General features: G+C 71.7%; 10 protein-coding genes. 7 read left to right on the top strand and 3 right to left on the bottom strand.

Translation table 11 applies throughout. The features are described 5' to 3' along the window. Positions 1–57 precede the first annotated feature (57 nt). From ACWDN5_RS32725 to ACWDN5_RS32745, 5 genes are all read left to right on the top strand, one after another. Positions 58–1,359 (top strand): sugar ABC transporter substrate-binding protein, encoded by a 1,302-nt coding sequence (locus ACWDN5_RS32725; protein WP_449678985.1) that lies wholly within the window; start codon positions 58–60, stop codon positions 1,357–1,359. Beyond that, a complete protein-coding gene (locus tag ACWDN5_RS32730; protein ID WP_310976272.1) occupies positions 1,356–2,342 on the top strand; it encodes a carbohydrate ABC transporter permease in 987 nt (328 codons plus the stop codon). Before ACWDN5_RS32725 ends, ACWDN5_RS32730 begins: the two co-directional genes overlap by 4 nt. Continuing rightward, entirely contained in the window at positions 2,339–3,169 is an 831-nt protein-coding gene (locus tag ACWDN5_RS32735; RefSeq protein ID WP_310976271.1) for a carbohydrate ABC transporter permease, read from the top strand. The genes ACWDN5_RS32730 and ACWDN5_RS32735 overlap by 4 nt, the downstream gene beginning before the upstream one ends. A gap of 3 nt (positions 3,170–3,172) precedes the next feature. Beyond that, positions 3,173–4,612, top strand: a complete 1,440-nt coding sequence (locus tag ACWDN5_RS32740; RefSeq protein ID WP_449678986.1) for a glycoside hydrolase family 3 protein — start codon at positions 3,173–3,175, stop codon at positions 4,610–4,612. Between the two features lie 135 nt (positions 4,613–4,747). Then, positions 4,748–5,506 (top strand): hypothetical protein, encoded by a 759-nt coding sequence (locus tag ACWDN5_RS32745; RefSeq protein ID WP_310976269.1) that lies wholly within the window; start codon positions 4,748–4,750, stop codon positions 5,504–5,506. Positions 5,507–5,579: 73 nt separating this feature from the next. Here the strand turns inward: ACWDN5_RS32745 and ACWDN5_RS32750 are convergent, their stop codons facing one another. The 3 genes from ACWDN5_RS32750 to ACWDN5_RS32760 all read right to left on the bottom strand — a co-directional run bounded on the left by ACWDN5_RS32750 (position 5,580) and on the right by ACWDN5_RS32760 (position 9,718). After that, complete coding sequence (locus ACWDN5_RS32750; RefSeq protein ID WP_310976268.1) at positions 5,580–7,031, bottom strand: hypothetical protein; 1,452 nt, start codon at positions 7,029–7,031, stop codon at positions 5,580–5,582. A 16-nt stretch (positions 7,032–7,047) separates the two neighbouring features. Continuing rightward, a complete protein-coding gene (locus ACWDN5_RS32755) occupies positions 7,048–8,511 on the bottom strand; it encodes a PKD domain-containing protein (protein WP_449678987.1) in 1,464 nt (487 codons plus the stop codon). A 157-nt stretch (positions 8,512–8,668) separates the two neighbouring features. Further along, on the bottom strand, positions 8,669–9,718 hold the full coding sequence (locus ACWDN5_RS32760) for a DUF2235 domain-containing protein (protein WP_449678988.1): 1,050 nt from the start codon (positions 9,716–9,718) through the stop codon (positions 8,669–8,671). Positions 9,719–9,958: 240 nt separating this feature from the next. On the opposite strand from ACWDN5_RS32760, the gene ACWDN5_RS32765 reads away from it, so the two are divergent. After that, a complete protein-coding gene (locus ACWDN5_RS32765) occupies positions 9,959–10,231 on the top strand; it encodes a hypothetical protein (RefSeq protein ID WP_310976265.1) in 273 nt (90 codons plus the stop codon). Positions 10,232–10,292: 61 nt separating this feature from the next. Next, positions 10,293–11,836: S8 family serine peptidase (locus tag ACWDN5_RS32770; RefSeq protein WP_449678989.1), on the top strand; the 1,544-nt coding region annotated here is incomplete at its 3' end.

Below are 11,836 nucleotides of genomic sequence, written 5' to 3' on the forward strand. Positions count from 1 at the left end.
TCTACACCATTTGGGGCGTCCGGCCGCGGTGGCCGGGCAGGGAAAGGACGGCATCGAGTGAAACGCTGGCTCAAGCTCGCGGCGGGCGCCGCCGCACTCACGCTCGCGACCGCGGGCTGCGCGGGCTCCGGTGGCTCGGACACCGCGGCCTCGTCGAGCGGCAATGCACCGCTGAGCGGGACCGTCACGGTCTGGCTGATGACCGGCTCCGCGCCGGAGACGCTGACCGGCGCGCTCAACAAGGAGTTCGAGGCCGCGCACCCCGGCGTCAAGGTCAAGTACGAGGTCCAGCAGTGGGACGGCATCCAGCAGAAGCTGACCACCGCGCTGGCCAGCGGCGCGCCGCCGGACGTCATCGAGATCGGCAACACGCAGACCGCGGCGTTCGCCGCGCAGGAAGGCGTCCTGACCGACCTGACCGCCGACAAGGACAGCTTCAACGGCGCGCAGTGGCTCAAGGGCCTCGCCGACTCGGGCAGCTACGACGGCAAGGTCTACGGCGTCCCGTTCTACGCGGCCAACCGTGAGGTCATCTACCGCAAGGACATGTTCGAGCAGGCCGGCATCACCAAGACGCCGACGTCGAACGACGAGTGGATCGACGCGATCGGCAAGCTGAAGACGAAGTTCGGCTCCGACCCCGACTTCCAGGCGCTCTACATGCCGGGCCAGAACTGGTACGCGCTGCTGTCGTTCATCTGGGACAACGGCGGGGACATCGCCAAGGCCGACGGCAAGAACTACAAGGCGAGCCTGGACACCCCCGAGGCCAAGGCCGGTCTGGAGTTCTACAAGAAGCTCGTCGACACCTCCGGCACCAAGGCGCCGAAGGACGCCGACGAGGCCAAGCCGCAGCAGGCGACCGTCTACGGCGCCGGCAAGGTGGCCATGATGATCGGCCTCCCGTGGGAGCTGGCGACCGCGGCCAAGACCGACGCGAGCCTGACCGCCAAGACCGGTGCCTTCGCGATCCCGAGCAAGACCGCCGGCCAGAGCGCCCCGGTCTTCCTGGGCGGCTCCAACCTGGCGATCCCGGCCAACAGCAAGAACGTGGCCGCGGCCAAGGAGTACATCAAGCTGCTCTCCAGCCCGAAGTACCAGAGCCAGCTCGCCGCCGCCGGCGTCGTGCCCGGCACGTCGACCGACCTCACCGGCCTGGACAAGGACCCGCTGGGCAGCGTGATGGCCAAGGCGTCCACCAACGGCAAGGCCGTGCCGGCCAGCCCGAAGTGGGGTGACGTGGAGTCCGGCCAGAACCCGGTCAAGGACATGCTGACCGCGTACCTGACCGGCAAGAAGACGCTCGACCAGGCGACCGCCGACGCCAACGCAGCGCTCAACAAGCTCATCGGCGGATGACCGCGACCGCGAATGTGACGATGCCGGCGGGGGCCACCCCGCCGGCATCGCCGCGCGACACCCGGGTCACCAAGCGCAGGCGGGGCCGGTTCGGCGACCGGCTGCTCCCGTACCTGCTGCTGCTCCCGGCGCTGGCGGCCATCCTGGTGCTGCTCGCCTGGCCGCTGGTCCAGGTGCTCGCGATCAGCTTCCGCAAGCTCGACATCGGCCAGCTCGTCTCCGGCAAGATGGTCTGGATCGGGTTCGACAACTACACCAACACGCTCTCCGACCCGGAGTTCTGGACGATCACCGTCCGGACCTTGGTGTTCACCGCCGCCATCGTGGCCGCCACCATCCTCGGCGGCCTCCTGCTCGCCGTGCTCATGCGCCACCTCGGCCCGGTCGTGCGGATCATGGTGCAGGTGACGCTGGTGCTGGCCTGGGCCACGCCGGTGATCGCCACGACCACGGTGTTCCAGTGGATCTTCGACCAGCAGTACGGCATCCTCAACAAGACGCTGGACCGGCTGGGCTTCCACGGCTTCATCGGGTTCTCGTGGTTCTCCAGCGGGCCCAGTACGCTCACCGTGATCGGGCTGCTCATCGTGTGGCAGGCCGTGCCGTTCGTGACGTTCTCGCTGTACGCGGGCATCATCGGCGTCCCGCGCGAGCAGTACGAGGCCGCCGGCATCGACGGCGCCAGCGCGTGGCAGACCTTCCGCGCGGTCACCTGGCCCGCCATCCGGCCGATCACCACCATGGTGACGTTCCTGTCGGTCCTGTGGGACTTCAACGCCTTCGCCCAGATCTGGGCGATCCGCGAGGGCGGGCCCGACGGCGGGAGCACCACCCTGGCCGTCGTCCTGTACCTCAAGGGCATCGCGGGCAACCACTTCGGCGCGGCGGGCGCGATCGCGACGCTGATGCTGATCGTGCTGGCGCTCATCACCGGCCGGTACATCCAGCTGCTCGTCCGGACCCCGGAAGGTGATCTCAAGTGAGGAAATCGCTGCCGCAGCGGATCGCGCTGTCGGTCGTCGGCGTCCTGGTGGCGCTGGCCATCGTCTTCCCGACGTACTGGATGTTCGTCACGTCGCTGAGATCGCCCGGCCAGATCCTCTCGCCGAAGTACGACCTGATCCCGACGTCGTTCTCGTTCGGCAACTTCGCCACCGCCCTGGGCAAGGACAACTTCCCGACCTACCTGCTCAACAGCCTGATCGTCACGGTCGGGTCGGTGCTGTGCGCGCTGGTGGCCGGCACCCTGGCGGCGATCCCGCTCTCGCGGCTGCGGTTCACCGGCCGCCGGGGCTTCCTGGTGCTGGTCATGGTGGCGCAGCTGGCGCCGGTGTCGGCCCTGTTCATCCCGCTGTTCCTGCTGATGCGGGACGCCGGGCTGCTCAACACGCTGCCGTCGCTGCTGCTGATCTACTTCGCCACCACGCTGCCGTTCACGGTCTGGATGCTCTACGGCTTCGTCAACGGGATCCCGTACGAGCTGGAGGAGGCCGCGATGATCGACGGCTGCAGCCAGACCGGCGCGTTCCGCCGGGTGACGCTGCCGCTGCTCGGGCCGGGGCTGGTCACCACCTCGGTGTTCAGCTTCATCACCGCGTGGAACGAGTACCTGTTCGCGCTGGTGTTCATCCAGGACAAGCCGAAGGAGACGCTGCCGGTGTGGCTGGCGTCGTTCCGCACCGCGTTCGCCACCGACTGGGGCGGCGTCATGGCCGCGTCGGTCATCTACGCGATCCCGGCGCTGATCTTCTTCCTGCTCGTGCAACGCAAGCTCGTGTCCGGCGCGACCGCCGGCGCCGTGAAGGGGTAGCCGTTGTCTTCGCCCGAGAAGCTCGCCGAAGCCGTCCTCCTGCCCGGGTTCGCCGGGACGACCGCACCGGACTGGCTGCGCCGCCGGGTCGCCGACGGCCTGGGCGGGGTGGTGCTGTTCGGCCGCAACGTCGTCGACGACGAGCAGGTCGCCGCCCTGGTCGCGCAGCTGCGGGGCGAGCGGGACGGCGTCGTGGTCGGGATCGACGAGGAGGGCGGCGACGTCACCCGCCTTGACGTCAACACCGGGTCGTTCGTGCCGGGGCCGCTGGCCCTCGGTTCGGCCGACGACCCGGAGCTGACCACGGCGGTCGCCGCCGCGCTCGGCGAGCGGCTGGCGGCCTGCGGGGTCACGGTGAACCTCGCGCCCTGCGCGGACCTCACCCTGGCCGCCGAGGACCCGATCATCGGCGTCCGGGCGTTCGGGTCCGACCCGGCCAAGGCGGCACCGCACGTCGCGGCGTACGTCACCGGCCTGCAGAAGTACGGGGTCGCGGCGTGCGCCAAGCACTTCCCGGGCCACGGCGCGGCGACCGAGGACTCGCACGTGGCGCTGCCGGTGCTGCCGCGGACCGTCGAGGAACTGCGGGAGATCGAGCTCGTCCCGTTCGCCGCGGCCATCCGGGCCGGGGTGCGCTCGGTGATGTCCGGCCACCTGGTCGTCCGCGCCTGGGGCGACGAGCCGGCCACGCTCAACCGCACCGCGCTCACCGACGTCCTGCGCGGCGAACTCGGCTTCACCGGCGCGGTGATCACCGACGCCCTGGAGATGGGGGCGGTGTCCGGGGCGTACGGGCGCCACGACGGTCTCGGCCGGTCGGCCGTGCGCGCCCTGGCGGCGGGGGCCGACGCGCTGTGCCTCGGCGGCGCGGCCTTCGAAGCCGAACACCTGGACGCCTGCGTCTCGGCGATCGTGGCCGCGGTCGCGGCGGGGGAGCTGTCCCTGGAGCGGCTGGCGGAGGCGGCGGCCCGGACGGCGGCATTGGGCACCGACCCGGCGCCGGCGTCGGTGGGCCCGGTGGACCGGCGGCTCGGCCTGGAGGCGGCCCGCAAGGCGCTGCGGGTCCGGGGCGAGCCGCGGCTGGCCGGGCCGCCGCTGGTGGTCGACGTCCAGACCGAGCCGACCATCGCGGCCGGGCCGATGCCGTGGGGCCTCGGCGCCCACCTGGCCGAGCTCGTGCCGGGCACCCGGGCGATGACCGCGACACCGGACGACGCCGACGCGGTGCTGGCGGCGGCCCGCGGCTTCGGCAGCGTCGTCGTGGTGACGCGGGAGGCGCACCGGCACCCCCGGGTGCGGGAGCTGCTGGCCGCGTTGTCCACTGTGGACTTCATCCGGGTGGAGACCGGCGTCCCCGGGCCGGCCGACGGCGACGGCCCGCGGATCGACACGTTCAGCGGTTCCTGGGTCAGCCTCCGCGCCGCGGCCGAATATCTCGCCTGAACCGGACGAAACCCCGCTCCTGAGCGGGGTTTCGTCCGCTTTGCCGCATCTCCAGAAGTTCAGCCGCGGTTTGTACGCGGCTTGTACCGGTGGAACGCATTCTGTCCGCACACCGGAAAACTGGAGGACGGAACAATGAACATGGGGATCGTGAAGCGGCTGGCCGGGGTGGCCGGAATCGCCGCGGCGATCGTGGTCGCCGGGGCGGGCCCGGCGTTCGCGGCATCGGGCACGGTGCACACCGATTCGGGCGCGCCGCTGACCGTGCGGTCCAGCCCGAGCGCCAGTGCGAGCTCGGTCGGCAGCATCGCCGACGGCACCGCGGTGACCATCAGCTGCCAGACCAACGGATCCACGGTCGACGGCAAGTACGGCACCTCGGACATCTGGGACAAGGTCGGCGACGGCTACGTCAGCGACGCCTACGTCTACACCGGCTCCGACGGCCGGGTCGCCCCGGACTGCGCCGGCTCGACCCTGACCTGCTCCACCGCGGGCACCGGCAACCCGAAGACCTGCGCGCAGGCCGTGGCCTACGCCAAGACCCGCATCCACACGAACGACCTCGACTCCTACGAGGGCTGGTGCGACCGGATCAACGCGCAGAACTACGGCTGGTCCGCCTCGGGTTCGGAGACGGCCTACGTCCACTGGACCCAGATCCCGTCGTCGTTCAAGCACCCGGGTGACTACCAGGTCCCGGCCGGCGGGCTCGCCTTCTTCAAGAGCAGCGGGGCCGGCCACACGATGATCTCGATCGGCGACGGCAAGTTCCTGTCGAACGACATCAACGGCTACGGCAGCTACACCGAGACCACGATCGCGCAGATCAAGAGCAAGTGGGGTCAGACCTACCTCGGCTGGTCGCAGCCGTGGTTCAAGGTCAACCACTGACACCCTGACCGCGCTCGGGCCCCTGTCCTCCTTCCCCGGACAGGGGCCCGATCGCGTCCCTCCACTGTGGACGTCAGGACATCGCGATCGCGGTCTTGGCCCGGACCGCGGTCGAGCCCTGCAGTTCGTTGTCCGCCGGACGCGCGTCCTCGCGGTAGGGGTCGATGCTCGCGTAGACCTTGAACTGCGTCTTGCCCGCCGCGGCGTCGGCCGCGGTGTAGGTGTAGGCGAACGGGAGGACCACCTTGCGGCCCGCCGGCACCCACTGCTTGAGCTGCCCGATCTCCTGGAAGTAGCCCTGCTCGTTCAGCTTCGACAGGGAGACCACGACCGTCTCGTCGTGCCGGGTGTTCGTGACCGACACCTTGATCGGCTTGGTGTCGTCCACCCGTGCCTTGGCCGGCACCACGAAGTCCGAAAGCGCCACGTCGTGCGTCTCGACCTGCACCGTGCCGGAGCCGGATCCGGTCCGGCCGTCGGCGGTCGATCCGGTGACCTCGAGGCGGTACTCGCCGTCCGCGGCGTACCGGTGCACGATGGGCGCACCGGTGATGGGCGCCGAGCCGCCGTCGCCGAACCGCACTTCGCCGCTGACGAAGTCCCGGCCCAGGCTGTCGCCCGAAGAGGGGTACAGCGTCACATCGGTGTAGACGGACGGGTTGTTGGGGGACGCCGACACCCACGGCCGCAGCGGCGGCGCCGTCTCGAGCCGGAGCTGGAACACCGACGCGGCCTCGGCGTCGTCGGCGACGCGGATCCGGTAGGACTGCCCGGCTTCCGCGGTGAACACGGCAGCCCGGCGGTCACCGGAGGCCACGCAGTCCACTTCGGACAGCGAGTCCGCCGTCGTGCCCCGGTACACCGTGATGCCGGGGCCCCAGTCGTACATCGCCAGCGCGCTCACCGACCGGGTCCGGTCCGGCGTGAACGCGAACCAGACGGACTGCTCCGCGCCCGGGTCGCAGCTCGGCCGCGCTTCCCCGGCCTCGGCCGAGGCGACGGTGAGATCACCGGCGTAGTCGCCGGGCACGGAAACGGGCGTGGCCGCGGCAAGGCCGTCGTTCGGTGCCGGTGGCACCGCGGTGAACTCGGCGGTCAGGTCGCCTTGGTTGTACTGCTGGGCGAACATCACGTGGTAGGTCGTCCCGGCGGTGGCGCGGAAGGTCGCGTAGCCGGGAGTGCCCCAGGCACGGCAGGCGACCGGGGTCAGCGTCCCGCGCTCACCGGTGTAGACCGCGACGAACGGCCTTTCCCCGGTGCCGGCCGGCGTCACCCGGACGATTTCGTCCGCGGTCGCGGTGTAGTCGTACCAGACGGTCCACGTCGTGTAGGTGTTGCACGGTGCCGGGTCGTCGGCCGCCTTCGTCGCCTCCCGGACGTCCTGGGACGCCTTGAAGGGCAGGGCGGTGACGGCGGTGGCGGAGCCGAAGTCGTCGTTGGCCGGGGCGGCCGCGTGGGCGACCCCGGGCAGCAGCAGCGCGGCCGTGGCGGCCGCGAGGCAGGCGAGCAGCGGTCGGAATCTCATGTGTTCCCCCGGGAAGTCAGACGGCGGCGATGCGCGTGGCGGGCGGCTTGACGGTCGTGGCGATGGAGATCGCCTCGTTGTCGGCCGGAAGGGCATCGGCCGCCGGGTACGCCAGCTGGACCTCCGCGCGGAAGGCGACTTTCCCGGACGCCGCGTCGTCCGGGGTGAAGGTGTAGACGAACGGGAACCGGACCTTGCCGGTGGCCCGCGCGGGCACCTGCAGGGTCAGCCGGCCGACCTCGGCCCAGTAGTCCGTGGACCGCTTGGACAGCACGACGGTCACCGTCTCGGCGTACCGGGTGTTCGTCACGTCCACGTTGATCGGCTTGCTGTCTCCCTGCCGGGCCGCCGACGGGACGGTGAACTTCGAGATCCCGACGTCGTGCGTGGTCACCGTGACGGACCTGGTCACCGTCGCGGTGCGCCCGTCGGGTGAAGTCGCGTGGAGCGTGGCGGTGTAGACACCGTCGGCGGCGTAGCGGTGGTGGACGGTGTCGGTGCCCACGGGGGCCGACGTGCCGTCGCCGAAGTCCCACGTCCCGCCCAGCGGCAGGTCGATCTGCTCCCAGGACGAAGCGGAGAAGCCGACGTTGTCGAACACCGTGGGGGACGACGGGTACACGTCCACGTCCGGGTTCAGCGGCGGCGTCTCCTGGAGCGTGAACCGGAAGGTTCCGTAGCCGTGGTGGGCCCCGGTGACGCGGATGGCGTAGACCGTGCCGGGGTCCGGGCGGAACATCGCCGGGCGCGAGGAGTTGTTCCGCGCGCACGCGACCTGGGTCAGGGCCGCCGGTGAGCTTCCGGAGTAGACGGTGACGGTGGCATCGGTCCCTTCGACCCGCGCGGAAAGGGATGGCGCGGGGCCGGAGGCGGGATAGGTGTACCAGACCGACGGCTGGCCTTCGTCGTCCACACAGGTCGAATCGGGCTCGCCGGCCTCGGCCGCGGCGACCGAGAGGTCCGGCTGGCTCGTGAACGGCAGCGCGGTCACCGGCTCGGCGTTCGCGTAGGTGTCGTTGGGCGCCGGGGCGACCGAGTCGACGGCGAACTTCAGGGCGCCGCCGGGGGTGTCGATGCCGGCGACCAGGAAGGAGTACGTCGTCCCGGCCGTCGCGCGGAAGGTGATGGCCGGCCCGGTGCCGTAGTCACAGGCGTCGGCGACGTTCAGCAAGCCGCCACGTGCTCCCGTGTTCGCGGACAGGAGCGTCCGGTGGTCGCTGCCCGCGGTCGTGGCGCGCAGCAGGCCGTCCTGCGTCGCGGTGTAACTGAACCAGACCGTGCCGGCCGCGGCGTAGCCGCTGCACCAGCCGGGGTCGTCGGCGGCCTTGGTGGCCGCGCTGCTGTCCTCCTGCGCCATGTACGGCAAGGACGTGACGACAGTGGCGTTGTCGAAGTCGTCGTTGGCCGGTGGTGCCGCCGCGTGGGCGACCCCCGGGACCATAGTGGCCAGTGCCGCGGCCACCACCGGGACCACGGCCATCCGGCCACGAGAACGTAACGGGAACAACACGGAATCCGCCCCCCTCGCGGGTTCTCCGCCCCCATGACGAAGATCCCCGCGAGGCGTATCGGCGATCACCCGATCCGCGTGACAGCCTCCGCGCAAGTTGCCCCGAATGACGTAGTGGCGGCCGGTGTCACACCTTCATGATCCGGTGCGCGGGGTCCGCCAGGTACGCCAGGAGGTTCCCGGGCCGGTACGGCGGCTGCATCTGTTCGCTGCGGTGCAGCGCGCACGAGCCCGCGAACTCGGTCGCCGGGTCCGCCCGGCCGATGACGCGGTTCGCCGAGCCGAACCACCGGAAGAACGCGTTGAGCGAATTGTGCAGTTCGCCGAGTTCGTCCCGCGCGGCCAGGTAGTCGAAGGCGTTCTCCGTGAAGGCGAGGCCGCACTGCTCGGCGCGGTCGGCCATCCACCGGAGGGCGAGGTTCGACAGGGCGGGCTGCTGGTAGCCGCCGCCGACGTCGGAATGGGCGCCGGCGAACCAGACCTGTTCGCGGAGCTGGCCGTCGGCCGCTTTGGACGGTGCCCACACGGCCGGGCTGAACGACTTGCGGTGCTCGTCCACCGCCAGTGCCTGGAACGCGGCCTGCACGATCGACGTCAGCTCCATGTCGTGGAACTGCCACCACTTGTTCAGCAGGTGGATCAGCCGGCCACCGCTGAGGGGGATGCCCAGCGCGCCGACGGTGTCCCAGACGCCCACGAACCGGATGGGGGTGCGGTCTTCGCGGGCGTACTTCGCGCGGAACTCGCGGGCCCGCGGGCTGTCCGGGCCGGAAGTGGCCCGGTCGCGGGCGCGGTAGAGCCCGTAGGCCCCCTCGAGCCGGCCGAGCTCGCCGGGGCGCAGGACACCGCAGTTGCGGATGAAACCCACGGTGCTGCGCGCGGTGTAGGCGCCGCGGCTGAAGCCGAAGAAGAACAGTTCGTCGCCGGGTTCGTAGTTTTCGGCGACGAAGCGGTAGGCGCTCTTCACGTTCTTCGAGAGGCCGACGCCGAAAGCGCCGCCGGTGAGGCGGTCCCACAGCTTTCCGGTGCCGACGCCTTCGTGGTAGTACACCCGCTGCGGCACGCCGGCCGGATCGGTGGGCGCGACCACCTTCTGGAGCTGGCCCACATTGGTCGGAGCGGGCTGGCGGAGGGAGTTCCACGTCCCGTCGCAGCAGATCACCAGACGTTTCGCCATGCTTCCTCCCCGGGTCCGTGCCCTCGTGAGTCGCCGGGACCCGGTGCCGCGTTACGGCCACCGGAATACCCGATCCGCCGGCCGTTTCCCGATTTCCGGATCTTTGCGCGTCCGGTGATTTCCCGCTGCCCGGAATCGGGTCGCGCGTGAGGGTGAATCCGCGTTACGCGGTCCGCGGGACCACCGACTCAAGGGGTGAGTTGTGCGCCGGACGGCGGGACCCCGCGTAGGCTCGGCGAAATGGAGCCCAGGCGCGGAACCGTGGCACCGGAGCTGGACCGGTGGGCCCGCCGCGCGGAGCGGGAGGCCCGGCGGACCGTCGTCGTCCGGCTGCGGGCCGGCACCGATCCGGGGCCGGCGGCGGAGCGGCTGGCCGAGCTCGGCACGGCGGTCGCCGACCGCGGCCCGGGCTCGGTGACCGGCGAGGTCACCCCCGGCGTCCTGCGCCGGATCGGGCAGGAGCCCTGGGTGCTCGCCGTCGAGCCGCCGCGGGGTCTCCGGCAGCTCGGGTGACCGGCGCGCACCTCGAGGCGTCCGGAACGGTTCCGGAGCCGGCCGGAGGCGAGGTGCTCCCATGGAAGCTCGGCGTGACACCCACTTGGACGCGCGGCTGCGCGGGGCGATGGCCGCGGCCCAGGCCGGCGGGCCGGCCGGCGGCGTCGGGGCGCGCGCCCTGGACGTCGGTGGGCTGCTGGCCGCCGCCGGGGAGGTGGCCGGCCCAGCGCAAACGACGGTCAAGCTGCTGGTGCCCGCCGGTGCCGTGCCGGCCGCCGCGGCGTGGTGCGAGCAGGCCGGCGGGTCCGTGGTGTCGGCCCCGCCGGACGCGAGCGGCGACGCGGTGCTGCTCGCCGACGTCCCGGTCGACCGGCTGTCCGAACTGGACGGCCAGACCTGGCTCCGCCGGGCCGAAGCCCCCAAGGAGCTGTTCGCCCGGCTCGACCAGGCCCGCGGCGCGGTCACCGGCCTCGACAGCACGCTCGGCCTCCCGGAACACGCCGGGCTGACCGGCGCCGGTGTGCTGCTGGCGATCGTCGACAGCGGCGTCGACTACACGCACGCGGACTTCCGGCGCGGCGACGGCTCGACCCGGCTCGAGCGGTTCGTCTGGGCCCGCCACCAGCAGGGCGCGACGGCGTCGGAGTTCACCACCTTCGACACCGCGCAGATCCAGGACGCCCTCGACGGCGGCCCGGCGCTGCCGCAGGGCGACCCCGGCGGGCACGGCACCCACTGCGCGTCGATCGCGGCCGGCAACGGCCTGGCGCTGGCCGGCCGGCGGTTCCGCGGGGTGGCGCCCGAAGCGGCGTTGTACGCGATGCGCAGCGAACCGCTGCTGGACGTGCACACGATCCGGGGCATCCGGGACGCGTTCGAGCTCGCCGGCGACCGCCCCTGCGTGCTGAGCCTGAGCAGCGGGACGCACTTCGGCGCGCACGACGGCACGTCGGCGCTGGAGAACGAGATCGCCCGGGCGTCCGGGCCGGGCCGGATCATCGTGGTGGCGGCGGGCAACGAAGGCGACGACGGCATCCACGCCTCGGGCCGCCTGGTGCCCGGCCAGGACCTGGTGTTCCCGGTGCGCGTCGCGGACACCGGGTTGCTCTACTGCGACGTGTGGATCCCGCGCGGCGACGTCGTCGACGTCTGGGTGGAGGCCCCGGACGGGACGCAGTTCGCGCCGGACCCGGACGAGGTCACGACCGCGCATGGCACGTTCGTGGCCGACTTCGTGGAGAACCCGCTCAACCGCGACCAGAACCTGACGTTCCTGATGATCGACGGCCACGTCGACGACCGCTGGACGGTCCGCATCCGCGCGGTCTCGGTGGTCCACGGCGAAGTGCACGCGTGGGCGGGCACGGTGGCGGGCGGCCGGATGCTGTTCCCGGGCGCGCCGCTCGACGGCTACACGGTGGGCATCCCGGCGTGCGAAGAGCGCGCCATCTCGGTGGCGTCGCTGATCAGCCGCACCAGCTTCGAAGGGCCGGACGGACCGTCGCCGCTGCCGGCGTTGCAGGTCGGCACGCTGTCGGCGTACTCCAGCCAGGGCCCGACCCGCATCGGCGGCTTCAAGCCGGACATCGCGGCCCCGGGCCAGGTGGTGACGGCGGCCCTGAG

This window comes from Amycolatopsis sp. NPDC003731 (assembly GCF_053586895.1).

Bases quoted from the DNA above. Each gene is read 5' to 3' on its own strand.
- ACWDN5_RS32730 (WP_310976272.1), top strand. From the start codon at position 1,356: ATGACCGCGACCGCGAATGTGACGATGCCGGCGGGGGCCACCCCGCCG.
- ACWDN5_RS32745 (WP_310976269.1), top strand. From the start codon at position 4,748: ATGAACATGGGGATCGTGAAGCGGCTGGCCGGGGTGGCCGGAATCGCC.
- ACWDN5_RS32750 (WP_310976268.1), bottom strand. From the start codon at position 7,031: ATGAGATTCCGACCGCTGCTCGCCTGCCTCGCGGCCGCCACGGCCGCG.
- ACWDN5_RS32755 (WP_449678987.1), bottom strand. From the start codon at position 8,511: ATGGCCGTGGTCCCGGTGGTGGCCGCGGCACTGGCCACTATGGTCCCG.
- ACWDN5_RS32760 (WP_449678988.1), bottom strand. From the start codon at position 9,718: ATGGCGAAACGTCTGGTGATCTGCTGCGACGGGACGTGGAACTCCCTC.
- ACWDN5_RS32765 (WP_310976265.1), top strand. From the start codon at position 9,959: ATGGAGCCCAGGCGCGGAACCGTGGCACCGGAGCTGGACCGGTGGGCC.